Raw genomic sequence first — 22,399 nt, forward strand, 5'->3', positions numbered from 1 at the left:
CTTAACCGATACCGGCGACACCGCACTGCGGTTTTCACGCAATATCGCAATTCCATAGAGCCGTAACTCACCAATACAGCATTCGCGACTTGCCGCTATGCCACAACGCCGAATAACCGTATCGCGTGATTGCGACATTTCCGCAAAGCCGGAACCACGCATTGACGCGATGCCGTTATGCCACACCACCGGAAGGAAGTAATGCGGCATTGTCTAATATCTATTATATTGTATGTTTGGCGACGACAGGAATCAGGAGGGGCCATGCCAAGCATCTTCGCAGTCGCCAATCCCAAGGGCGGGAGCGGAAAGACCACCGTCGCCATCATCCTCGCCGGCGAGTTCGCCAAGCACGGGTACTCGGCCGCGATCATCGATGCCGATCCGCAGGGATCGTCCTATCAGTGGCACGCCTCAAGCGTCGCCAGGGGAGTAAGCCCGCAGGGGGTCGACCTGGTCCGCGCGCCGGATGAGAGAGCGTTAATCGCCGCGGTCGACAAGTTGCAGTCCTACGATGTCGTCGTGATCGACACGCCGGGCTACTACGGCGACGTGCTGGTTCAGGCCGCGCTTCAAGCCGACCTCGTGGTCTTGCCGTGCAAGGTGCACACGTTCGACGCCTCGCAAGTGGTCCGCACGATCCGCAGCCTCGAGCAGCACGCGACGGCGTCGGGACTCCCGATGAGTCAGCACCGTGTCCTGTTCAATGAATATGACAGCCTCGACCGAAACACCCGACCGCTACGCGAGGTCGTCGCCTATCTCGACGCCGAGCGAGTGCCGGTCTGCTCGAACGCGCTTTATCGTCGGGTGACCTTCCGGACCATGACCAGCGGGCATGGAACGCTCTACCAGATGAGCGACAAGGACGAGTCGGTCCGCAAGGCCCGGTACAATGCCGACCAGGTGGTGCGCGAACTGCTGGCCGCTAGTCAAAATCCGACGCAGGAACAGACGGCTGCAGAAGCATGAGCGATCACGATCCCGCGTCTCCTGCGACCCGCCCTGCGCTGCCCCGGGACACATTCCGCTCGCAACGAACCGGTGCCGCCCCGCATGGCTCATCTGCGGCGGCACCCGTCGTCGTCACCCCGACCTATGATGACTCCCCCGCCTTAACGGCAGCGCCGGCCGCAATGCGCAGCAAGAAAGAACTTTCCGGGGAGAGACAACGCGAAGCGAAATCGCGCGGGCGCGATCACAATCCGTTCGAACCATACGGGGAACGCTCGTCCTCGCGCCCGTATGCCCTGCGGCTGCCCGATCCCATCGATCTCGTCGTTCGTCAAATGGCCGCCGAGCAGCGGACCCACCCACTGCGGATCGTCGACAAGATCCTCTTCGACGGTCTTAAGCGGCTCGGCCGATTGCCGCCGCCGCCCGAGGATTGATCACGTCGCCTTTTTCAGCCGGGCGGCAGACAACGCCATCAGCATCGGCCAGACCGAAAACTGCCCGGCGCCCGCGCGCCGCGTGAGATTGCGCAAATAGCCTCCGGGGTTCTTGATGGCGACGCCGCGTTGTAGGATTGCCGCAACGATGATCGCCGCCTGCGGCTCACCCATGATCTGTCCCGCTTCCTCCCAGGCACTCGCGCTGATGCCCAGCAAAGGCCGAACGAGTGCGGCCGTCGTCAACAGCGCGCGATACGAGGTGATCTTGCCGCGCGCATAGTCGATGATATCCGGGCATGCGTCGAGGACGACCCGTAGCGGGACAGCCTCCTGCCGGTCCGTCCAGCTGTTGCGATCCGGGTCGGTCGAGGGCGCCGGGTGAAGCGTGAGCGATCGAGGTGACGCGCTCGCATCCACGTCCACGCCATCTGGCGCCGCGACCGCGGGCTCGCCCAGATGCGAATCCAGAACCCCGAGGACGTGATCGGCAAGATCCTGGAGCTCGATGACGATCGGATCGAGCGCTTCTTTCGTCGGGGTGCGCGGGACGCGCGCGACGATCGCCTGGTACTTTGCGTGCAGAGCCGCCCAGTCTATGGCGATGCTCGCCTCGACGCCGGCGGCGATCATTTTCACGATGTCACGGCGCAGGACGGTAAAGCGCTGCCGAAGGTTCCGAAGGAGCCGCGCCTGCTCCTCGATCGCCCGCGCGATTCGATTAAATTCCGCCGCCCGCGCGACGATCGGTCCAAGATCGAACCCATAGCAAACCTCGACCTCGCCGTCGGCCGACTTTCGCGCGAAGCGTTTTCCGTTCGGGCTATCTCGCCTCAGAATCAGGCCATGATCGACAAGCGCGGCCAGATGCCGCCGAAGCGTCGATGCCGCCATTCCATGCGAACGCAGTGAAAGGTGTCGGTTCGACGGAAAAACCACGACATCGGGCGCGCCGGCAGTCAGCGTGGCCTCTGGGTGAAAGCTCAGGAGCGCGTTGAGAACGATGAGCGCGCGGTCTGGTATTCCGAGCGCGGGTCTTGCGGCGCTGATGTCGCGGAAGACACTCCACTTCCGCACTTGTGTGCCAGGCGCGCAGTCGCGCACGAGCGCATTGGTCTTGAGCATACCGGACGAGAGCGGCCTGCTTCCGAACGGACTACATGAAATCTGGGCAAGCTCCTGCATTCGCAACCTCTTCGTTCGAAGAGCGCGGGCAAAGAAAATCCGTGGCGCGAAAGCGCACGTCTCTTGAACTGTCGGGTGCTGCGATCTATGATGCCGTCATCAGTTGTTGGCGTCGCAGGCGATTCCCGTCGCCCGACCGCTTACCCTCTTGAGAGACCCGGCTTTGCCGGGTTTTTCTTTGTCTGGGCTCTCTTCTCCTCGTTGAATCGAATCCGTACATTATATTGAATGTTGACGAGTCGTCCATGGAGCGCGCTCGTTTCGATCCATGGCCTGTTGCGTCTTCTATTCGCAGCTTGGAGATGAAGGATGTTGAGCAATACGAGGACATCGCGAGCCGAACGGATTTCGGGTGAACACTCGCTCTTGCGCGCATTTCAAACGCGTCTGGAGGCGTTGCGGCGCGAAACTGGCCTAAGTCGTCGCGCTTTCGCCGATCGGCTTGGCATTCCCCGGTCGAGCTATTTTCACCTGATGAGCGACGCTGGAAACCCCAGTCTCGACACGGTCGAGCTCATCGCCGAGCGTGTCGGCGTCCACCCATCAGCATTGTTTCCGCCACCTTCCGCGGTCTCACCTTTGGACGATCAGTCGGAATCGCCGGGCGAGCAGAAATGAGTCCGCTCAACCACTTGGGGGTGGCGAACGGACCAACGTCCAATATACTAGATCTCGGAAACGTGCTATGATCACGCTATTGTTACTCTTTGGCCCAGGAAAACATGCCCCCGGTTCGCAAACCCCAACCTGTCGACCATTCGATCCTCAACGAAATGCTCGCCATTCGACTGCAGCAGCTTGAGGTGGAGAACGGCGGAATGGAGGCGTTCCTGCCGAAAACCGGCCTCGCGCGTGGGACCTACTATACGATCCTGCGAGGGATCGGGAATCCGACCCTGAGAACAATGGAAAAGATCGCCTCGAGCCTGAACATGACAGTGTTCGAGCTCCTCGGATTCGAGGTCTCCGACGCCAAACGCGCACTGCAAAAGAACGGCGTCGACTACGATGAGCTCGCATCCGCGATCGCAAAGAAGAACCGCGCCGATCGAGCGGTCGCGCGCCAGTCTCGATCCAAAAAGCTACCGATTTGATCGGTTCTACCTCCATGGGAGCCCGAGCGCGCATCACGCCCGGCGCTTCTGATCGCGAAGCTTCGAGTTGATTTGCGCCATCAGAATTGGGCCGAGCGAGAACTCGCCGGCCGCCGCCCTGGCGGTCAAACCTCGCAAATAGCCGCCAGCGGAATTGATCGTCGCACTTCGCTCGAGGATGCAGGCCAGAACGACCGCCGCCTGAACCTCACCCATCACGTGCTGCGCCTCCTCCCAGGCGCTGGGACTGATCCCGAGCATCGGCCGAACCACCGCGGCGGTCGCCAGGAAGTCGCGCCAGTTCGCAATCCCGCCCTTGGCATAATCGGCGATCTCGGGGCAGGCCTGCAGCACCATCCCAAGTGGATAAGACCCTTCCGGCATCCTCGGCGCTTGTTGTTCTGGCTCCGCCCTCGCCTCCCCGCCTTTTCGAAGGCCAGGTTCAAGTTCAATAAAGGGATCTGGATTTGAATTCTGTATGTGACGCCCGGAATGGGACTCATTGGCGCTTAGATTCTCTGTTTTAATGTGAGATCTCAACAGATTGAGGATGTCATCAGCCAGTTGCGAGAGGGTATCCGCAATCGGTTCGAGTTCCGCGCAAGTCGCGGTACGTGGAATTGCGTCGATGATCGCGCGGAAGCCTCGATGAACCTCGTCCCAGTCAGCAGGCCCCTGCCCTCCCCTTCGGGTGGGCACGTCCTCCTCGATCCCTGTCGTGATCATTTTGGCGATGTCGCGCCGGCAGATCGTGATGCGCTCACGAACGAGCCTCAGCGCGCGAGCATCGGCCTCGATCTCCGCTGCCAGGGATTCGAATTCTTCGGCGCGTACGACGAGCGGGGAAAGCTCGAAACCGAAAGCGAGCTCGATCTCGCCGCCCCTGCCCTTTCGGGCGTAGCGCTTGCCGTTTGGGCTATCACGGCGAATGATGAGACCTGCGTCGACCAAAGCGGCCAGGTGGCGTCGCAAGGTCGATGCCGGCATTCCGTGCGCCCTCAAAGCAAGCTGCTCGTTCGACGGAAAGACGATCAGATCCTCATCACCGCTCAGCGCCGTTTCGGGGTGAAACGTCAGGAGGGCGTTGAGTACCGAAAGCGATCGCTCGGATACGCCGATGCGCGTTCGCGCAGTGCAGATCGTCTTGAAGATCTGCCATTTGTGGACGACCTTTTCCGGCGGCCGGGAGGAGACGGCGATCTGCGTTGCCACATGGGCAAGCGTCAGCGATCGCCGCCCAAAGGGCGACGTTGATTGATACGGTTCCATGTCTTTGCCTCATGCAGGCAAAGGAAAATTGCTCGCCAAAATGACGCCGTCTCGCATGAGACACTTGACTGCGATTCGCGGAAGTGATTCTCTATCAATCGCCAAAGAGATGAGAGGGCTTCCGGGACGGGGACGTTTCGGGGGCCTTTTCTTTTGCCGTCGCTTCTCCTGTTCGGTCAGGTTGCTCGGTCCAGCCGGCTCATTCCGGCTGGGCAAGTTTGATTAGCGGTCTCGATCGACCGCCTTGTATTCGTCGTACAGGCTTTGAAGCCTATCGCGGACGAAGTCGCCGAATTGCGGCGCAATGCGATCGTCGAACATCAGCGTCACCTTCTTACCGCTGCGCATGACCTTCGCGGCATGGGTTCCGTCGCTCGCGGACCACGTTTCGGCCCGTGCTCTGGACGTTACATCGCGAAGCGCGGCGGCGAGCGATTCGAAGCGCTTGTCGCTCTCGAGATCCGAGAAGCCGGGGGCTTTGACGTGCGCGATCGCGCGGCGGCGATTTTCATCACGGTCGAGCAGGTCGCTCAATTCCTGCCAGCGGACGCGTCCGAAGCTCGGCGCGGCGCCGATCGCATCGATCACCTCGGTCGGCACCCGGGTCGCGATCGCAATGAGCCGCGAGAGCGCCGCCTTGTCGACATTAAGTGCGGCCATGATGGTCTCGCGAGAGAACTTCCTATCCTCGAGGCGCGCCGCGAAGCGTGCGCGCTCGATGAAGGTCAGATCGGTTCTGCCGCTGTTCTCCTGGCCCTGCGCGACGACGAGCTCCTCGTCGGACAGCGGGCGCACGACAGCGCGCACATCAATGCCGAGCGAGCGCGCGGCGCGAAGGCGTCGGTGACCGAAGGCGACCTGAAAGCGATCCGGATGATCGGGATGCGGCCGCACGAGGATCGGAGTGTTTTGCCCGTGTTCGCGAATAAGTTCCCGGAACGCAGCCTCGTCGGCGGCGCTGGCTTCCATGCGGTCTGGGACGAACGAATCGTCGATGAGAGATGGAGCGAGACTGACGATGGTCTGCCCTTCGACCAGTCGCTTCTCCAATTCGTCGGCGCGCTTGACCTTCTCCGACATATCGCCGAGGCTCTGAGAGATAGCCCCGAGCGCACCCGGTTGTTTCACACCGCGGTCGAGACCAAGGAGCGGCCTTACCTTGCTGGCGCTAACCGGCGCCGGCAAGTCTTGTACAGAGCGCTCTTCGTTCTCGGGCAAGTCGAAGCTGATCTTGCGCGCCATCGTCAGGTCCTTTTCCAGACTTGCTTGATCAAGGCCTCGATCTCGCCGTTGACGAGATCGAGCGATTCGACCGCACGGTCGTAGGTCTGTCGATTGAACTGCTGCCGATCGACCTCATAGAGCGTATGCTTGGTCAAGCCGGCGTCGGCGATTGCAGTGCTCTTCACCATGGGATGGGTCAAGACGCGCTCGTCGAGGATCGAGCGCATCCAACCGACTAGTTTCGTCTGGGGGCCGTCGCTCGGCTCATATCGGGTGACGAGATAGCGCATCCAGTCGTACTGGGTCGCAGCGCCCGCGTTCGCGACGACATCGAGAAGGCCCGCTGTCATGTTCAGGAACTGCGACATCGACATCACGTCGAGCATCTGCGGATGGACGGTGATGAGGACTGCCGTGGCCGCGCAGAGCGCCGAGAGCGTTAGAAAACCAAGCTGAGGCGGGCAGTCGATAACGACGATGTCGTAAGCATCGCTTACCTCAGCGAGAGCCTCACCGATACGCGAGAAGAACATCGTCTCGCGCCCCGCACGGTCCATCAATGCCTTCGGCGTCTCATGTTCGAACTCCATCAGTTCGAGTTGGCCGGGGATCAGATGGAGCGTGGGAATATAGGTCCCGCGGACGATTTCGGCCATCTCTCGGCGTTCGTCGTCATAGCGGATCGCGCCATAGAGCGTGTCGTTGTCTGCGACGTCGAGTTCCGGCTGCAGTCCGAAAAGTGCTGACATGCTCGCTTGAGGATCAAGGTCGATCGCGAGGACGCGATAGCCACGGAATGCCAGGTATTCAGCGAGATGGGCCGCAGTCGTGGTCTTGCCGCTGCCACCCTTGAAGTTCATCACTGAAATAACCTGTAGCGCCTCGCCGTCGCGCCGATGCGGGGTGTAGCGGCGCGCACCCTTGCCAGATCCGTCAAGGAACTGGCGCAGCTGCTCGATATCTTCGATCGAATAGAGCCGGCGACCGTTTGGCAGAGGTTCGGGTCCCCTCCCCTCAGACGCGAGCTGCCGCAGATACCCTTCGGCAATTCCGATGAACCGCGCGGCTTCGGCTGGGGAAAATCTCCGCAACGTCTTCTGTGCCTCGGGCGGAAAATCAGCGACCTGGCGTGCGCGCAGTCGCATCGATAGCTCCGCCGCGTCGGCGTGAATCAATGATCGGAGATCTTGAAAACTTTCATTCTCTTTTTGGGTCGCGGGCATCGTTTTCTCTGCATCTGCGGTTTTTTGAGCAGAACAGCCCAAAATGTGTTGATGCAGAGTTATGCCCGATTCTCGTGTTGTCGCAAGCGATTTTAAGTTAACGAGAAGTTAACGCCCAGGGTATTCGCGCCCGAAAACGGTTTAGAGAGCGGCGAGTCTGAATATAGCTGGACACGCTACCGAGTTGTACGCGTACAACTGAAGCGCCCAAGCATCGGCAGGCGACCCTCGCCTAATCGGGCGAGCGGCGGGCGACAAACCCGAATCGCACGCCGCGATAGATCATGGCTCAGTAGTTGTACGCTGACAACTCAACGCTAGAGAATCGTCAAATGCCCAAACGGGCCGCCCTGCCCTGCGCCCGCTCAGCCTCATTATAGTAGCTCGCGGCCTGCTGAATCGACCGATGCTGTGACTGCTGCATTGCCTCCTGCAGGGCGATCCCCTGTCGAGCGGCTTCGGTGAGATACCCCGCTCGCAAACCATGCGCCGCAAAATCCTTGGGATCGAGCTCGGCCATGGCACAACGTCGCTTGACGATGAGATTGATCGATTGAGGTGTGAGTGCTCGGTCTTCCAGTGCTTCCCAACGGTCGATCGCCCGAAAGATTGGCCCCTTCCGGATATCCGCGCGCTTGAGCCATTCCCGAAGCGCATCGACAGGTGGGCCGACGAGGTACACCCTGCCCCCGTCATCAGCGTTACCGGTCTTCGTGCGACCGAGCTGGATCGAGACGCAGGGCAGGATTGGCGAATCGGGGTCACGAGGATCGAGCGGTACGCCCGGCTCGTCGGTCAATTGGTCGACCCGAAGCCGGGCGACCTCGCTCCGACGACGGCCGCCCGAGGCGAATGCCAAAAGCAGGATCGCGATGTCGCGCGTGTCGACGAGCCGGTCCGTCGAGCACGTCATTAACAACCGATCAAGGATGTCTCGCGTCACTGCGCGTTTGCTCTTTCGCCGGCGCGGGCGCGGCGTGGCCCGGACCGCGAGTCGCACCGCCGCGCGCACCGTCGGTGCGCCAAACGGACCCTCCATGCCCTTCCAGCGGTGCAAGGTGCTCCAGCTTGCGAGGCGTCGTTTGACGGTGTTCGGCGCGTGCGGTCCGTCAGTCCGCAGCAAGCCTTCCTCGTGAAGACACGCAGCGATGTCCGCCGGCATGCCATGCCGAAGATCGCTTTCACGTTGCGTCGGGTCCCAAAGGTGATGGGCGACGAACTTCAACGCGAGGGCTTCCGTCGCCGGCCAAGGCAAAGGCTTTCCCGTGGCAGCCGCTGCCCAGCCTTCGAGATAGGCCAAGTCGGACGCGAGTGCCCGCAGGCTGTTCTCGCCCATGCCCTCACGCGCGAGATGCTTCAGTGTCTGGACGTCATCGTCTGTGAGAAGCTGTGCGAGCCGGTCGCGCCGTTCCATCGGAAGGATTGCCGCGAGGGTGTCGAGCTGAAGCGCGCGTCGGGACTCTGCGTCGAGCGATGGGCTTTTGTCGATGTCGTCCATGCCGCCCCTCAGAAGCCGTAGGTCCGCTCAGCCCAACGCAGCACAACAGCTGCGTCGGAATCGGGCAGGCGGACACGCTGCGCCTTGAGACCTTCCGCGATGGCGTGGCCGACATCGGGCTCCACCCACTGGCCATGCGTCATCAGAAAAAACCAACCAAAGGGCAAAGCGACGTCGCGATCGATCGCTTCGATCCGATCCATCAGTTGATGCACAGACGTCTCCGGTGTCATCACCAGACGCTCGCGAGGCATTTTCAGTGGCCGCGGGATGAACCCGACCTCGCGATCGCCCTGATAGGTATAGTCGCGCACGTCAAGCGCCCAGTGTTCGAAGACACGGTGCGATCGTGCGCTTGAGTGCTCCCAGTCGCGGAAGAACCGCAACTCGCGCGGAACAAACTCGAAGTAGTCCGGCACTATGTCGAGAAAGGGGATCTCGCGCGTTCCATCGGGCCCAACTTCGCGCACGACCCGCCGCTCAATCTCTTGCCGCTTCGTCTCTCGCTTCTCGCGCTCCACACGGCCACACCGATCGAGGAAACTGCGGACATGGACGAAAGCGCCGCTGGTCCGATCGAGCAAGCGATAGATCGGGCCCGCAAGGCGGCTTGAATCGGGAAGGGGATCGCGCCGCGGCCAACTTGGATCGAGTAGCTCGTGTTCGCTCCAGGGTCGGTAGTCCCGATTGACAATCGGACCCGCGAGCCACTCGATCTTGCGACCAAGCGCAATCTGGATGTAGTCGGTGGTGGCGGGGCCGGTCGGCGCGAAGACGAACGCGTTGGTGCCGCGCCACTCCGTGATCGCCAGATCAGTCTCTCGCAAGCGCGTCCAGACCGCTTTGACGTCGCCGGCGTCCTTGGCAAGCTCGGCTTCCATCCAAGGCCGCAGCTCGCCGAGGCGGGTCCCGTCCGCCCGATAGACCGAGCGCGTATCGCGCCAATAATCGTCATCGAGCTGGGCGAAGCGGAACTCGAAATCGGGAAAAGCTGCAGTTAGCGCAGGGATGATTTCTTCGTCCGCCGAAGTCGGGTCGAGACTGGCGAGCAGCGTCTCGAGCGAGGCCACATCTGGCAGGCGGATAGCGGTCGGCGTCATTGCGGATCCTGTTTTGCCCAATCGGCCGACGACCGTGGCTGCGCTTGAAGTTTTCCCGAAAATCGCTATTTTGGCGGAAACGGAGATTTCTCATGGCACCTGTCACGCTCAGCGCCAGCGAATTCCAGGACCGCGTCGGCGAGGCGTTAGACCGTTCGCTCAGCCAGCCCGTCCTGATCACCAAGCACGGCCGGCCGCGCAACGTCGTGCTGTCATACGACGAATACGAGCGCCTGCGCGCGCGCGATCGTCGCGCGGTGCGGGCAGAGGAGCTGACCGAGGACGACATCGCCGCCCTCGAAGCGAGCGAGATGGCGCCGGGATATGAGCACCTCGACGCCGAACTCGAGGCAAAATGAGTCTTGAGCCGAAGGTCGGCTGGCTCCTCAGCTACAGCTACCTGTGGGCCGACGAGCATGGCCTTGGCGCAGAAGAGGGAGTCAAGAACCGGCCCTGCGCACTGGTCGCCGCGACGCGCCGCGATGGCGACCGAATCGTTGCGATCGTGGTGCCGGTTACGCACAGTCCGCCGTCCAACCCGGAAACCGCGATCGAGATTCCAGCATTGACGAAGGCCCGTCTCGGCCTCGACGCGCAGCGCTCTTGGATCGTCTGCAACGAGGCAAACGTTTTCGCGTGGCCGGGTCCGGATTTGCGAGCCGCGGTCGGCAAGGCGTCGCCGAGTATCTGGTACGGACCCTTGCCGCCGAAGCTTGCGACGGCGGCAAGGGAGAAGCTGCTCGGCTTCGCGAAAGCCGGCCGTCTGCACCGCGTGCCTCGCACCGAATGATGACCCGCCGACGTTATGCCGGCGAATAGGCTCATCCGGAAGAGGGGAGGGGGCTGGCAGCAGCATGTCCTTTCGTCGATCGAACGCCCAAAGCGGATGATTTCGCGGCTTAGGACGCTCAGAATCGCTGATTTGCGGCCGTGTGTCCAACATTATCGATAAGCAGTGATTATCGATAGTTAGATGTGGCTGATGGCATCATAATGAGTAGCGAACCCAAACACCGAGATAGATTCCCTTTAAGAAATGATTTACCATAATTTCAACCACTTACCATCTTTCAAAAAAGCAGCGATACACCCTCTGACGTCTGACGCGACCAGCTTTTGAGGCTGGGACCGCCCTCAAGCGTTTTGACGAGGGTATTGCCCGCTAACCCGTCGGCGCTGGCTTTATCGAACGCCAACATTCGCCGATACCTGGGCTTCCTGTGGATCGACAGCGTACTCGTCTATCTGGAAGACCTCGTCCTACACGCCGCGACTCGCGACGTCCAAAACAACCACAAACCCATCATCGCAGATGCGTGTTGCGCACCCGTCGGCACATCGCCTCCACTTGGCGGAAAGTGCATTATCAACCGACGGCATCCGAACCCCCGCGACAGACCCAGCGGTGGCCAGGACCATCAGACGATCCCGACAGAGAAGCGAGAAGCGCAGTCACCGGAATCGCCAGAGTGCTCGGCCCTAAAGGGGAAGGTGACGACGATGGTGACGCGGACAATCTTCCTAGCGTCGACTATGCGGCCGTCGATGAGGTTCAGGCCCCATCGGAGGCGGCGATCGAAGGCGCCACACGGCCTGACCGTTCCTGCGCCGGCGACGCGGCCGAAAAAGATCCGCTCGTTGATGATCTCGACTGGGACAAGGATGCCTGACTCGACGGCTGCGCGAGGCTGAACACCCGCCGGAAGTGCTGCAGGCGATCTTCGCCCTCGACGCTTGGAACGAGCCGGCGGTGCTTCAGCATGCGTCCTGGCTTAGCTGGTTTGCTTTACGGTTCGATCCTGCGCCAGGGTGACGTTGCCATTAGCGCCCGGTGGCGATCAACCTTGGCCTGGAAAACTATCCCCGTCGATCGGCGCCAGCATCACGGCCGACGCGATCGGGTTGAAGGAGCATGATCGGCTGACGCTGGCGCGAAACATAATCGAGCGGAAACTGACTGAGCGGCGGGTTTCGGCAAGGCTGCCGGCGGTGGAGGAGCTGGTGGCAGCAAAGCCGCTGGTATCGACCTGGATGATGGCGAAGACGCAGGAGGTGACGCCGGAGGCGGCGCGACGGATCGTTTTGGAACTTGGCCTCCGGGAGATTTCACCTGCATTTTTCTGGACTCAACCCAAGATCGAAATCTTGCGTTCTTCTAATTTGTTGCTATCATGATTTCATGAAATGAGGACGTCGAATGCGCGCCACGAGCAAACCTGCGGCTGAGGAAAACCTGCAGATCACAGTTCCATCCGCCACCAAGAAGAGTTTGAAAATGAAAGCCGCTGAAAGCGGTGAAACGATGCGGATAATCGTTCTACGGGCGCTGGCGGCTGCAGGGATCAAAGTCCCCGCCGAGGAGTTGCAGGCCTCGAGGAAGCCGAAGTGAAGATCGACGACCGGGAACTTGATACGCACTCCCACCCTAATTCTATAGAACCGAAAGTTGTTGCGTGCGACCTTTTTGCTGGTGCCGGCGGTTTTTCGCTCGGCGCTTTTTTAGCCGGCATCGAGGTCGCTGCCGCCGTGGAGTGGAATCGTCATGCGTGCAATACGTACCGTTCAAATCTGATTAAAACAGGTCTTACCAAGGCCCATTTATTTGAGGGTGACATTGCCGAATTGGACCCTTTAGATTTAAAATCGGCAATCGGCCTCGATAAGCACTGCGACATTCTACTTGGAGGCCCGCCATGCCAGGGCTTCTCCGCGCACCGCCTCAACAACACGGGTGTCGATGACCCTCGGAATTCGCTGCTCCTGCGGTATTTTGAGTATGTAAGGGTTCTTCGTCCGACATTCTTTTTGGTTGAAAATGTACCAGGGCTTCTTTGGCCCCGGCACGCCAAGTTCGTCGAGGCCTTCTATTCGCTGGCCGAGGCCGCAGACTATAAAGTTATGGCGCCGGTCGTACTGAACGCCCGAGATTTCGGCGTGCCGCAAAATCGACGCCGAGTTTTTCTCCTAGGCTACGATCGTAAAACGACGGCGGCTCCATCATGGCCTCCTGCTCCGACGCATGCAGCTCCAGACTCCGGTTCCGCGCTCCCAGCATGGTTGAGCGCCTCGATCGCGTTCGAAAGAGAGTGTTTGGACAGCGATATGAACAACATCCATATGAGCCATGGCAAGGACCTCTTGGATACTTTTGCCAAGACTCCGCCGAACGGCGGCTCTCGTAAAGAGTCTGGACGGACACTGCCGTGCCATGAGGGTCACGTCGGGCACCACGATGTGTATGGCCGCATCGATCCGTCGGTACCTGCGCCGACGATGACGACGGCATGCATCAATCCGTCGAAAGGTCGCTTTGTACACCCGACGGAAAATCATGGGATTACTCTGCGCCAGGCTGCCAGGCTGCAGTCTTTCCCAGATTGGTTCACGTTCGAAGGCGGTCTTATGGCCGGAGGAGTTCAAGTGGGAAATGCCGTCCCAGTCGAGTTAGCCAAGGCTCTCCTAGCACCATTGAAAGCCGCCGTACTGCAATTGCGGTCGGCCGAGAACGTATCGGTTGCGGCATGACAGAAGGGATCGCATTCCAAACTCGTGCACGCACGATCGATCATCTGGGCCGCGGGCAGATCGCCGACGCTCCCACCGCAATCAGCGAGCTGTGGAAGAATGCTTATGACGCGTATGCGCGAAATGTTGCGCTCCATGTGTTCGATGGAGATCCCGACATCGCCGCAATCGTGGACGACGGCATCGGAATGGACCGAGACGATGTTGTGCGCCGATGGCTGGTAATCGGGACAGAAAGTAAAATCGAGGAATTTGATAGCGCTCCTGTGGATACGCTCGGCTTGCCCGCCCGACCGCGGCAAGGTGAAAAGGGTATTGGGCGACTTTCCGTCGCGTTTCTGGCTCCAGGAACCGTTCTCGTTTCTAAAAAACCGTCGTCCGAATTTGTGGTCGTTCTTGTCGATTGGAGGCTTTTTGAGAATCCCTTTATCTCTCTCGACGATATTCGGCTGCCAGTCGCAAGCTTCAAATCGCCAGACGAGCTGGTAGCTGGCTTAGAGCCGCTACTGTTGACGTTAAACGCCAATTTCGGAGACGACAAATCGGAGCGTGGCAAGCGTCTTGCGGAAGGATGGGCGCGTTTCAGCGATTATGAAACGAGGCAGGGCGTGGCCATTCCGACGTTGGCATCCATCAAAACGGCCTGGGCGACTATGCCTCTCCATCGCAGGCATCTCGACGAGTGGCCGGTGTTTACAGGTGCTTCACGGCATGGCACCGCTATGTTTATGGTTGGGTTGAACCACGAGTTGGGAGTCTGGGTGAGACCCCATGAAACGGGCGAAGAGGTCGACGAAGTCAAAGAGAGGCTGCGTCAAACGCTAACGGGCTTTACAGATCCCTACACCGAAGCGCGGCCGGAATTCAACTATGAGGTCGTAATTCATCGTGGCGGCGACAGCAATAGGCTTCTGGCGGCCGACGACATCTTCGGGATCGATGCGCTACATGATCTGGAGCACTATATCGAAGGAAGTTTCGACGAGCGCGGAACCTTCACTGGCCGCGTCGTGGCATTCGGTCAAGACCTCGGCATTAAAACCTTCGTTCCCAAAAGACCACCGCCGGCCCGCGGTAAGGATAAACTCGGAGCATTCGATTTCACGATAGGGACATTCGAGGTCGATGAGCGCCGCTCCACGCACGACGAACACCAGCACGCATTCATTTTGGCGCAAGCAGAAAAATTTGCTGGCGTTTCGGTCTACCGGGATTTTTTACGTGTGATGCCGTATGGGCGTCCGGACGCGGATTTCCTGGGAATGGAGGAACGGAGGAGCAAAAATGCGGGACGAGAATTCTGGGCTCACCGACGCAGCTTCGGTCGGATCGGCGTTTCTCGGATTCGAAACCCCGCGCTAAAGGATAAAGCAGGGCGCGAGGGGCTCGTCGACAATCGTGCGTTTCGGGAGATGCGTCTTCTTGTCGTAGAATTCCTAAAGGACGCCGCGCGGAAATATTTTGGCTCCGACTCTGCGATGCGGGACGAGGTTCTTCCCGGCATCATGGAGCGCAAAGCGCTTCAGAAAGAAGCCGCCGATCAGGCTCGGAAGCGGCGTCAGCGTGGAATGCGTCAATTTCTGCGCACGCAAGCCAATCCATTGGAAGACGCGCTCAGACGCACCGATGCGCTGGTAGGGCTAGCCAAAGACACCTTGCAATCTAAGGACAAGGTACAAGCGACGGTCCTGGCTGCTCGAGCGCAGGAAATGCGCGTAGTCGGTGAAAGTCTTCGCCCGCCCGTCCCTCCTACTCGGCTTGGCGATCTTGAGCAGCAGTGGCGGGACTACAGGGACGACTATCAGACGTTACTGGACAAGCTTCAGGAGCTTTCCCGCCTGACAGCTGAAGTCGACGCCGCAATGGAGGGTGAGCAACCTAAAGAGGTTCTCGCGCGGAGATTTGACGAGCAGCGTTCCGCCCTCCAGGAGCAGCTTCGCGGCTACTTGGATTCTATAGACGAGCGATTGGCTCGGCTAAGAGACGTATGGCGAGAACATGCAAGCTCGGACGGTGCCGAGATGGCAAATCGCGTGGGGCACCTTCTTGGAGCCAATGTTTCCACGGCCAACCTACTGAGCATGCTCAATCTGATCGATGTCCACAGGACTGAGCTGGGCGAAACATTCGCAGGAAAATATCAGTCGTTCCTGACCACACTTGACCAACTGGTCGATGGAATCGACCTTGAGGGCGCCTATGCCGTTACGGAAGACGATCGAGCTGATTTGGAGGAGCAACTTCGCGACATCAGGGCCGTAGCACAGGTCGGGATTACCGTGGAAATAATCGGCCATGAGTTTGAGGCGCTCGAATCTGAGGTAAGGCGAAATTTGGCAAAGCTGCCGAGGGCCGTCATGGATACTGATGCCTATAGGCAGGCAATGCGAGCTCACCTAGCTCTTGCCGACAGATTGCGTTTCTTGGCGCCCCTAAAGATTGGCGGCTACAGAACGCGTGAGCCAATAACCGGAGAGCAGATCGCAACTTATTTAGAGGAGTTCTTTTCAAATATCCTTGCGGCCCAGCGAATAGATTTCACAGTAACGGCGGCATTTCGTAAGATATCATTTCGAGATATTCCATCACGAATATATCCGGTCTTCATAAACTTAATTAATAACGCTATCTATTGGACTTCGCAGTCCAATGAGCGCCGTATTACAATAGATTTCAAAGATAATTTAGTTATTGTGAGCGACTCTGGCCCCGGTGTAGATCCCGAGGATATTCCGAGGCTCTTTGAGCTGTTCTTTTCCAGAAGACGTGCAGGGCGTGGGGTGGGCCTGTTTCTGAGCCGAACCAATTTGGCGGTAGCCGGGCACAAAATCCGATATGCCGACGCGAATGACCCGGTGGTCTTAGGCGGTGCCAATTTTATATTAGAATTCAAAGGGGTCGAAACGAATGCCTGACGCAGCTTATGAGGCGGCCGTTAAAGAGACGTTCGAAACTAAGCCGTTGCGAGCGGTCTTGATGATAGACGACGAGTTTCCTACCTTTGGCGACCTTGCGCGTGGAAAGGATGACACAAAAAAATTCAAACAAGCCGATCGCGCATTAGCGCTCTACGAGGGATTTCGAAAGCGCGACATGATCTGCGACGTCGAGAACGACGTGAAAGATGTCCATACCGAGCGCTTTCGCAAGAGCGACCTCATAATACTTGATTATAATCTTGGACCAGGCGAGGACGACAATGAGCGGTCTGTCGCCATCCTCAGGGCTTTGGCGGAGTCAAAGCATTTCAACACCGTCGTGGTGTACACCTCGAAGCCGGAGCAGGATGAGGTTTGGCTCGAAATCATCGCTAGCCTTGCTGGCGGTTGGAGCGCCGACTTGGATCTTACTGGTGATGCTGCAGTTCACTGGGATCGCTTGAGTGATGCAAAAACTTTGCCTACGGCCTCTTTAGACGCGGTGATGCAATTTGCCAAGCGTGGCGAGCTGCGTGACTTAACAGGCCCAGTGCGGGCCGCTGCACAAAAGGAACTTACTGATCTCGGTGTGCCTCCGAATTTATGCGGCGAAATCATCACCGGGTTGATCCATCGGGAACTTGCAAGGCGCGCCGGAAAATATGCGCGAAGCGAACGGCGTTTGGCCACGGGCGGCTATGAAGGCGAGAACCGTTGGCTCCAGTCGAGGAATTGTTTCGTCGCGATTTTGAAGAAAGTTGACATAGGCGAGGATGGAGATGACCCGGCTGGTATTATGGCTTGCCTGAGCAACGCACTTCTGGCCTGGAGGCCAAACCTTTTTCAGATACTCATATCAGAAATTCAAAATATTCTGGAGTTGGAAGCGCTTGCGACCGAAGATCAGCACCTCCGGGACGGGGAAACACAGACGGCTCTTTGGTTCTACCTTCTGGATGCGCTTGGCGAGCTCGACCTGACGGGGGACCCAGACGTAAAAGTCCCCCTCATGAGCATAATTGATAAGATCGTGGATGGTATTCGGCGCCGGCTGTCGAGCGATCCAGATCTGCTGCGGCTTGCGAGTGGCGCCCTCCTGGGAGAGTTGCGGGACAAAGGATGGACCAAGGACACGTGGCCTAAGCGCGGTGAAAGTGCGCTTTACAAAGGTTCATCCGAGCTGACCCGATCCAGTGGCACCGAGAAGCAGATCGACGTTATGTTCCGGTTGAACAGCTTCTTTAGCACAGAGAAGTTTCGGCGCGCTCATCTCACCACTGGCACAATTTTTAGGGAAGCTGAAACGCAGACCTATTGGGTCACTGCGTCGCCCGCCTGTGACCTCGTTGCGCGCCAGCCGAGCGGGCAGCAGCCGTGGGCCCATTCACTTCACCCGATGACATCGGTAGTCGCTATACTGCTGCATGAGGTAACGGATCATCGAGGTGCCCTGACCGCTGCAGCGCAGGGAAGACACATATTCCTTGAAACCGAGGATGGACGAAAGGTGTTCAAGCTGGAGAACTCTGATAGGCAGCCAGCATATGAGTTCCTTTTCGCAATGAACGAAGGACGAGTCCGAGAAGAAAATGGCAGACAAGTATTTTCTGCAGCTCGTCTAAAACCGGCCCTTGACGAAAATGGCCAAGCGGACGGTTCGCAGCGCGTTCTGATCGAAAAAACCTATGAGATCGTTGACCAGCTACGCGGCTTGAATGCTACCCGCATCTTGCAGATGGCCGGAAGTCATTTATCTCGGATCGGGCTCGATTTTGTCAGTATGCCAAGCAGTTGAAGCCCCTGGATCAATCGAACTTAGTTGCTTGATGGAGTCTTTCTAAATAACGCCTGGTAGGACGGCTGACATGGCAGACAAGCTGACTCCGGAAGCACGCTCAGTTTTGATGGGACGTGTCAAAAGTAAGGACACAAAACCTGAAACAGTAGTTCGCCGGATGGCACACAGTCTCGGGTTTCGCTTTAGGCTTCATGGAGAAGATTTACCCGGGCATCCTGATCTCGTTTTTCGAGCAAAGCGCAAGGTAATTTTCGTTCACGGATGCTTTTGGCACCGGCACGACTGCGCCCGAGCGACAGTTCCCTCGACCAACGTGGCTTTTTGGGTGGACAAGTTTGCAAAAAACGTTGCACGCGATAGGGCCGTCGTAGACGCCCTTCACCAAATGGGATGGTCAACGTTGATCATATGGGAATGCGAGACAAGGAATCGAGAGGAGCTTGCTCAGAGGCTGACCGGATATCTGCAGACAGGCGCCCATTGAATGTCGACACGGTGTTGACCATCGTTGTCATGCACAAGACTGTGCGGGCGGCTCAATCCGCGCTGTGAATGTCGCGAAAACTTGTGATTGCCGCGACGAGATTAGCATGAACCCAGGCGGCCTTCTCGTCACGAGTGAAAAGTCCGTCGAAGTACGTGGCATACACAGCGAAACCGAGATCGATGAGGTCATTGCTCATTCGATCCATGCGCACCACCGCTTGACTACCGCCCCGGATCCACCAGAGCAGATTGATGACTATGCCCAGCGCATACCGAAAGAGATAGGCCCGGCATACGACGGATTCGTCGTGGCTCTTCCAGTCGATTTCGTAATGGCCTGCCAAAGTTTCCCAAATCTGCAGCGCGGCGCCGAAGATGGTGAGGATCATCTTTTCGGTGTATTTGCCGGCCGTCCTGATAATTCGAACCTCCTTATGATTGAACATTTGCTCTTGCATCTCGGGAAAAGACACGGCGATGTCCGTCGCGCCCTCGGTCAACGAAGGTTGTAGGCTTCGCGCCCATTCCCATAACGAGGTCAACCGAGCCGCCGCCAGATCGCCCATTGGTTCGTCAGATCTTACAAGGCGAACAAGTTCGCCGATCTCGCCTTCATGTCCGTCGAAGACCAATCGGTTCAGATCCTCAGCGACCGCCGGATCCAAGCGCGATATATGGCCGCCGGACCGAAGGAGGATCACCTGCTCAGGATGATCGCCGACGACAGATAGCCCCAATCTCAGCCCTTCCAAGGATTGCTGCTTGTAGAGTTCGTACCACGCGAAATCCGGGAGTATAGCGAGATTGCCGCTTTCTTGCGTAAAGTAGCGGCGGAGTTCGTCCGACTGCAGCATATTGCTGTCGATCACGTAGGCTTTCATGACCATCCTCGTTAAGCGCGTGCTAATGTCTAGCGCTCCCAGCGCGTCTCGGTAGCGAGATACTCCCATACAACAGTCTTCACCGTCACGGCATCGGACCAGTCTATAGAATAGCGGTAGCGACCCGGTTCGACTGTAATCCAGCCGCCGACCATCGCTTCCTCGTCGAGCAGTTGGACCGTCATGCGACTTCCGACTTCTGGCCAGACTGAGAGTTCCGTACTGGTACCGACAGCCTCGAAGGCGTCTCGCTGCTCTCGACTCAACTGCTCCAGCGGTAGGAATGCCACGTGATCAGGCGAGTCGAGCAGCGGCTCGCCGATCTCGTGATAGGCGTGGCCCCGAGCGTTCTTTACAATGACGCGCCGTACCTTGTCGGTGTCGGGAAAGAGGGTGAAGGGCTCGAGGTCCTCGAACAAAAGAAGCTGTCCGTCCGGCCTTCTCTTCAGGGATCGGACTACGTGCCGGTTACTCCGCAGAATGGTTGCCGCTTCGGGATATTTCGTCGGATCGGGATAGAGACTTCCAGCCATAACCGCGTGAAGCACGCAGAGAAAATAGTTCTCGTCTGGCGAGAAGCTGGAGTTGCAGCGCCGACAGACGATAACCTGGGGCAGGTAGTCCATTTCATCCCCCGCGCCGCCGTCATAGTCGGCGCCACGTTCTCGAAGTGTCTTCGTCAGGAGCGATTTCGTCGGAACATGGTCGCGATTGCTTTCGATATCGGCAATTACCGCGCCACAGTGGATGCACCGCGCTTTCAGCCGATCGTCAGTGAAATCCTCAATTTCTCGCACCCACCGAAACCTTCTCCTAGTAACCCTCGAAAGCCGCCAATCCGCTTTCTGCGCAAAATCACTCCTCCATCACGGCCGAGGCGATTATGCTATTGCATTAATTTGCGGCTAGGAACTTTTGTAATTTTAATGCCGCGGGTTGCTATCCCTTCAAGAGCAAAACACCGACAGAAGCGTGTAATCACAATAGCGCTTCGCCTTAAGCGAACGAGAAGGCGCTACGGCACGCCGATGGCTCACGCCTCGCGTGTCAACACGACGAAGGCCTCACCTTTCAGCAAGGCCTCCTGGTCGTCTGGATCAGTCCCGGTTCGGCCGGGACCAGATCAGTTGCAGGCCTTCTTCGCCTTCAACCTCGATCAGCGTTGCGTAGATCGGGGCGGGGAAGCTCGGATCGTCGAGCTTAACCGAGAGGTAGTCGCGATCGGTCTGGTCGGAGTGCTTCTGCCAGGCGGCGCCAAGTTCGACATTCGCTGCGGCGAAGATGCGGAAATGCGGGCCCTTGTCCGAGGGGTTGTCGATGCGGACCAGCCGAGCTTTGACGTTGAGGGTCAGGGTGCGGATCGTGCCCGAGAAGCCGTTACTGTTGGAGGTGAAGGTGCCGATGTTCGCCATTGTCTCATTCCTTTGTTTCGGGGCCGCGCCCATCGCGACCCGATGGCGGTCGTGAGGCGGGAGGCGATCGACCCGCACCCGGAGGGCTGAAACACAGTGAAAGGCGGCCGTAGGCGGCTTTTTTGCTTCGCGATGCAAAGCCGAAGGCGGCGGAAAAAAGGCGGCGGAGGATGTTGCGGGGACAAGATCGAGAGCCTGCACAGCATGGCTTGTCCTTCGGACAGACCTTTGCCAATCGGGTTCGCTTTGGGGGTGGTTCTCGTCAACGCTTTGGAATGACGACACGCGCGCATCCGGGGCCACGTCGGTCACGTTCAACGACGACATCAGAGGCGCAATCGTACTCTTGTTCAGTAACATCACGGTCACCGACCGCACCGCCACCGCGTATCAGACCGGCAACTGCCAGTCTTCGCCCGGATGTTACGCTCCGTCAGCCTGACGCTCCAGACAGCCTCGCATTTTCTCCCGGGTCACCTTCAGAACGGTCGGCTTCCCGCCTCCATCTGCCTTTCATCCTGGGTAAGGCTGAAGGCAGGTCCGTTTGCGGGCTCTCAGTGAGCGTCCAGCGACTGAGGCTCGGCGAGGCGGTACCAGCCGGCAAGAGCGCCCCTCGCAGACCGCCGACCATTGAGAAAATGAATCGATCGACCCGAAGCGATTCAGGAAACTCATTGGACGGCGAATCCCCGATAGGGGATTCTATCGCCATGATCGCGCAGCCCTACCAGCTCTATATCGAGCGCACGGACAGATCGAAGAACATGGCCCGGTTTTACGCCATGGCCATCGAGCCGACGCTTTTCGGCGACGTCTGCCTCACCCGTCGCTGGGGCCGCATCGGCGCGCAGGGACAAGAGATGCGCCACAGTTTTCCGCGCGAGGAGGACGCCGTCGACCTGTTTCTCGACTTGCTGCGCCAGAAGCGCAATCGCGGTTATCACCCGAAGGGCAGGGCGATCACTCTATAGCCGCCTTGCCGGCAGGAAGAGGGACGTCGAGACGGCGTCACAAAAACGCTCTCCCGGAAGACGCATCCGCAGGGAGGCAAGGCCGGCTCAGTGAGCCGACCTTCGATCGAGTGGGTTGTATTCGTGGATGATGTCGAGGGCATCGCTGTCGTCGATCTCGTCGCTGGGAAGGACGCCGTACTCGCCGTCGACTTGGAAGAGCGTTACCGGGACCATGAGGGTGCGGGCGAGCTGGAAGGCGTGGTTCTGCGCAAGGGAGAGGTCGTGCGACATGTTTAAGGCTCCATCTGGAGCGGGCCAATTCCCGCTCGATGGCTCCTTGAAAGACCGTCTTCGGTCGCGATCACCGCGTAGGCGCAGCCGCAGCGGCGGCAGCTCGCTAGCCGACCCCTTGCGGGTTGATCGTGGAAGATCCGGAGGCGGG

24 protein-coding genes are annotated in these 22,399 nt (G+C 58.9%); 14 read left to right on the forward strand and 10 right to left on the reverse strand.

Annotated elements, in window-relative coordinates; genetic code table 11:
• The first annotated feature begins 264 nt into the window (after nt 1-264).
• Both GA0061103_RS33610 and GA0061103_RS33615 read left to right on the forward strand, forming a co-directional pair.
• Nucleotides 265-972 carry a ParA family protein gene (locus GA0061103_RS33610; RefSeq protein ID WP_092720154.1) on the forward strand — a complete coding sequence of 236 codons (708 nt, stop codon included), beginning with the start codon at nt 265-267 and terminating at the stop codon, nt 970-972.
• Nucleotides 969-1,391, forward strand: coding sequence for a hypothetical protein (locus GA0061103_RS33615; protein ID WP_092720156.1), 423 nt, complete (start codon nt 969-971; stop codon nt 1,389-1,391). Before GA0061103_RS33610 ends, GA0061103_RS33615 begins: the two co-directional genes overlap by 4 nt.
• On the opposite strand, the gene repC (GA0061103_RS33620) is transcribed toward GA0061103_RS33615, so the two are convergent.
• A complete protein-coding gene (repC, locus tag GA0061103_RS33620) occupies nt 1,392-2,576 on the reverse strand; it encodes a plasmid replication protein RepC (protein ID WP_092720159.1) in 1,185 nt (394 codons plus the stop codon). It lies immediately after the preceding gene.
• Between the two features lie 309 nt (nt 2,577-2,885).
• Here repC (GA0061103_RS33620) and GA0061103_RS33625 point away from each other — a divergent pair, with 309 nt between their 5' ends.
• Complete coding sequence (locus GA0061103_RS33625; RefSeq protein ID WP_092720162.1) at nt 2,886-3,194, forward strand: helix-turn-helix domain-containing protein; 309 nt, start codon at nt 2,886-2,888, stop codon at nt 3,192-3,194.
• Between the two features lie 89 nt (nt 3,195-3,283).
• A complete protein-coding gene (locus GA0061103_RS33630) occupies nt 3,284-3,670 on the forward strand; it encodes a helix-turn-helix domain-containing protein (RefSeq protein ID WP_245304956.1) in 387 nt (128 codons plus the stop codon).
• A gap of 33 nt (nt 3,671-3,703) precedes the next feature.
• Here the strand turns inward: GA0061103_RS33630 and repC (GA0061103_RS33635) are convergent, their stop codons facing one another.
• The 5 genes from repC (GA0061103_RS33635) to GA0061103_RS33655 form a co-directional block, all read right to left on the reverse strand.
• Nucleotides 3,704-4,939: a plasmid replication protein RepC gene (repC, locus tag GA0061103_RS33635; protein WP_092720166.1), complete on the reverse strand. Its 1,236-nt coding sequence runs from the start codon at nt 4,937-4,939 to the stop codon at nt 3,704-3,706.
• A 222-nt stretch (nt 4,940-5,161) separates the two neighbouring features.
• Complete coding sequence (repB, locus tag GA0061103_RS33640) at nt 5,162-6,181, reverse strand: plasmid partitioning protein RepB (RefSeq protein WP_092720168.1); 1,020 nt, start codon at nt 6,179-6,181, stop codon at nt 5,162-5,164.
• 2 nt (nt 6,182-6,183) lie between these two features.
• Complete coding sequence (gene repA, locus GA0061103_RS33645) at nt 6,184-7,386, reverse strand: plasmid partitioning protein RepA (protein WP_092720170.1); 1,203 nt, start codon at nt 7,384-7,386, stop codon at nt 6,184-6,186.
• Nucleotides 7,387-7,714: 328 nt separating this feature from the next.
• On the reverse strand, nt 7,715-8,884 hold the full coding sequence (locus GA0061103_RS33650) for a site-specific integrase (RefSeq protein WP_092720172.1): 1,170 nt from the start codon (nt 8,882-8,884) through the stop codon (nt 7,715-7,717).
• 8 nt (nt 8,885-8,892) lie between these two features.
• On the reverse strand, nt 8,893-9,984 hold the full coding sequence (locus GA0061103_RS33655) for a hypothetical protein (protein WP_092720175.1): 1,092 nt from the start codon (nt 9,982-9,984) through the stop codon (nt 8,893-8,895).
• 92 nt (nt 9,985-10,076) lie between these two features.
• On the opposite strand from GA0061103_RS33655, the gene GA0061103_RS33660 reads away from it, so the two are divergent.
• From GA0061103_RS33660 to GA0061103_RS33695, 9 genes are all read left to right on the forward strand, one after another.
• Complete coding sequence (locus GA0061103_RS33660) at nt 10,077-10,343, forward strand: type II toxin-antitoxin system prevent-host-death family antitoxin (protein WP_092720177.1); 267 nt, start codon at nt 10,077-10,079, stop codon at nt 10,341-10,343.
• Nucleotides 10,340-10,774 carry a hypothetical protein gene (locus tag GA0061103_RS33665; RefSeq protein ID WP_092720179.1) on the forward strand — a complete coding sequence of 145 codons (435 nt, stop codon included), beginning with the start codon at nt 10,340-10,342 and terminating at the stop codon, nt 10,772-10,774. The genes GA0061103_RS33660 and GA0061103_RS33665 overlap by 4 nt, the downstream gene beginning before the upstream one ends.
• Before the next feature lie 679 nt (nt 10,775-11,453).
• On the forward strand, nt 11,454-11,654 hold the full coding sequence (locus tag GA0061103_RS35720) for a hypothetical protein (protein WP_425349579.1): 201 nt from the start codon (nt 11,454-11,456) through the stop codon (nt 11,652-11,654).
• Nucleotides 11,655-11,799: 145 nt separating this feature from the next.
• On the forward strand, nt 11,800-12,159 hold the full coding sequence (locus tag GA0061103_RS35725; protein ID WP_425349580.1) for a helix-turn-helix domain-containing protein: 360 nt from the start codon (nt 11,800-11,802) through the stop codon (nt 12,157-12,159).
• A gap of 22 nt (nt 12,160-12,181) precedes the next feature.
• Nucleotides 12,182-12,373, forward strand: a complete 192-nt coding sequence (locus GA0061103_RS33675; RefSeq protein WP_092720181.1) for a hypothetical protein — start codon at nt 12,182-12,184, stop codon at nt 12,371-12,373.
• Nucleotides 12,370-13,509 (forward strand): DNA cytosine methyltransferase, encoded by a 1,140-nt coding sequence (locus GA0061103_RS33680; RefSeq protein ID WP_208603609.1) that lies wholly within the window; start codon nt 12,370-12,372, stop codon nt 13,507-13,509. Before GA0061103_RS33675 ends, GA0061103_RS33680 begins: the two co-directional genes overlap by 4 nt.
• Nucleotides 13,506-16,424 carry an ATP-binding protein gene (locus GA0061103_RS33685; RefSeq protein WP_092720184.1) on the forward strand — a complete coding sequence of 973 codons (2,919 nt, stop codon included), beginning with the start codon at nt 13,506-13,508 and terminating at the stop codon, nt 16,422-16,424. The genes GA0061103_RS33680 and GA0061103_RS33685 overlap by 4 nt, the downstream gene beginning before the upstream one ends.
• Nucleotides 16,417-18,222 carry a response regulator receiver domain gene (locus GA0061103_RS33690; protein WP_092720186.1) on the forward strand — a complete coding sequence of 602 codons (1,806 nt, stop codon included), beginning with the start codon at nt 16,417-16,419 and terminating at the stop codon, nt 18,220-18,222. Before GA0061103_RS33685 ends, GA0061103_RS33690 begins: the two co-directional genes overlap by 8 nt.
• Nucleotides 18,223-18,292: 70 nt before the next feature.
• Complete coding sequence (locus tag GA0061103_RS33695; RefSeq protein ID WP_092720188.1) at nt 18,293-18,709, forward strand: very short patch repair endonuclease; 417 nt, start codon at nt 18,293-18,295, stop codon at nt 18,707-18,709.
• A gap of 52 nt (nt 18,710-18,761) precedes the next feature.
• Here the strand turns inward: GA0061103_RS33695 and GA0061103_RS33700 are convergent, their stop codons facing one another.
• The 3 genes from GA0061103_RS33700 to GA0061103_RS33710 form a co-directional block, all read right to left on the reverse strand.
• On the reverse strand, nt 18,762-19,592 hold the full coding sequence (locus GA0061103_RS33700; protein ID WP_092720190.1) for a hypothetical protein: 831 nt from the start codon (nt 19,590-19,592) through the stop codon (nt 18,762-18,764).
• Nucleotides 19,593-19,621: 29 nt separating this feature from the next.
• Nucleotides 19,622-20,389, reverse strand: coding sequence for a hypothetical protein (locus GA0061103_RS33705; RefSeq protein ID WP_092720192.1), 768 nt, complete (start codon nt 20,387-20,389; stop codon nt 19,622-19,624).
• A 300-nt stretch (nt 20,390-20,689) separates the two neighbouring features.
• Nucleotides 20,690-21,004, reverse strand: coding sequence for a DUF736 domain-containing protein (locus GA0061103_RS33710; RefSeq protein ID WP_092720194.1), 315 nt, complete (start codon nt 21,002-21,004; stop codon nt 20,690-20,692).
• A 638-nt stretch (nt 21,005-21,642) separates the two neighbouring features.
• Between GA0061103_RS33710 and GA0061103_RS33715 the strand changes: the two genes are divergently transcribed.
• Nucleotides 21,643-21,975: a WGR domain-containing protein gene (locus GA0061103_RS33715; protein ID WP_092720195.1), complete on the forward strand. Its 333-nt coding sequence runs from the start codon at nt 21,643-21,645 to the stop codon at nt 21,973-21,975.
• Nucleotides 21,976-22,062: 87 nt separating this feature from the next.
• Here GA0061103_RS33715 and GA0061103_RS35520 read toward each other — a convergent pair whose 3' ends face one another.
• Complete coding sequence (locus GA0061103_RS35520; RefSeq protein ID WP_092720197.1) at nt 22,063-22,248, reverse strand: hypothetical protein; 186 nt, start codon at nt 22,246-22,248, stop codon at nt 22,063-22,065.
• Nucleotides 22,249-22,399 lie beyond the last annotated feature (151 nt).

Origin of the sequence: Martinezella multihospitum, assembly GCF_900094585.1 — a bacterium.
Lineage (GTDB): Bacteria > Pseudomonadota > Alphaproteobacteria > Rhizobiales > Rhizobiaceae > Rhizobium > Rhizobium multihospitium.

What these genes read in the sequence shown, in the direction of transcription:
- GA0061103_RS33610 (WP_092720154.1), top strand. Translation starts at nt 265, where the DNA reads ATGCCAAGCATCTTCGCAGTCGCCAATCCCAAGGGCGGGAGCGGAAAG.
- GA0061103_RS33615 (WP_092720156.1), top strand. Translation starts at nt 969, where the DNA reads ATGAGCGATCACGATCCCGCGTCTCCTGCGACCCGCCCTGCGCTGCCC.
- repC (WP_092720159.1), bottom strand. Translation starts at nt 2,576, where the DNA reads ATGCAGGAGCTTGCCCAGATTTCATGTAGTCCGTTCGGAAGCAGGCCG.
- GA0061103_RS33625 (WP_092720162.1), top strand. Translation starts at nt 2,886, where the DNA reads ATGTTGAGCAATACGAGGACATCGCGAGCCGAACGGATTTCGGGTGAA.
- repC (WP_092720166.1), bottom strand. Translation starts at nt 4,939, where the DNA reads ATGGAACCGTATCAATCAACGTCGCCCTTTGGGCGGCGATCGCTGACG.
- repB (WP_092720168.1), bottom strand. Translation starts at nt 6,181, where the DNA reads ATGGCGCGCAAGATCAGCTTCGACTTGCCCGAGAACGAAGAGCGCTCT.
- repA (WP_092720170.1), bottom strand. Translation starts at nt 7,386, where the DNA reads ATGCCCGCGACCCAAAAAGAGAATGAAAGTTTTCAAGATCTCCGATCA.
- GA0061103_RS33650 (WP_092720172.1), bottom strand. Translation starts at nt 8,884, where the DNA reads ATGGACGACATCGACAAAAGCCCATCGCTCGACGCAGAGTCCCGACGC.
- GA0061103_RS33655 (WP_092720175.1), bottom strand. Translation starts at nt 9,984, where the DNA reads ATGACGCCGACCGCTATCCGCCTGCCAGATGTGGCCTCGCTCGAGACG.
- GA0061103_RS33660 (WP_092720177.1), top strand. Translation starts at nt 10,077, where the DNA reads ATGGCACCTGTCACGCTCAGCGCCAGCGAATTCCAGGACCGCGTCGGC.
- GA0061103_RS33665 (WP_092720179.1), top strand. Translation starts at nt 10,340, where the DNA reads ATGAGTCTTGAGCCGAAGGTCGGCTGGCTCCTCAGCTACAGCTACCTG.
- GA0061103_RS33675 (WP_092720181.1), top strand. Translation starts at nt 12,182, where the DNA reads ATGCGCGCCACGAGCAAACCTGCGGCTGAGGAAAACCTGCAGATCACA.
- GA0061103_RS33685 (WP_092720184.1), top strand. Translation starts at nt 13,506, where the DNA reads ATGACAGAAGGGATCGCATTCCAAACTCGTGCACGCACGATCGATCAT.
- GA0061103_RS33690 (WP_092720186.1), top strand. Translation starts at nt 16,417, where the DNA reads ATGCCTGACGCAGCTTATGAGGCGGCCGTTAAAGAGACGTTCGAAACT.
- GA0061103_RS33695 (WP_092720188.1), top strand. Translation starts at nt 18,293, where the DNA reads ATGGCAGACAAGCTGACTCCGGAAGCACGCTCAGTTTTGATGGGACGT.
- GA0061103_RS33700 (WP_092720190.1), bottom strand. Translation starts at nt 19,592, where the DNA reads ATGAAAGCCTACGTGATCGACAGCAATATGCTGCAGTCGGACGAACTC.
- GA0061103_RS33710 (WP_092720194.1), bottom strand. Translation starts at nt 21,004, where the DNA reads ATGGCGAACATCGGCACCTTCACCTCCAACAGTAACGGCTTCTCGGGC.
- GA0061103_RS33715 (WP_092720195.1), top strand. Translation starts at nt 21,643, where the DNA reads ATGAATCGATCGACCCGAAGCGATTCAGGAAACTCATTGGACGGCGAA.
- GA0061103_RS35520 (WP_092720197.1), bottom strand. Translation starts at nt 22,248, where the DNA reads ATGTCGCACGACCTCTCCCTTGCGCAGAACCACGCCTTCCAGCTCGCC.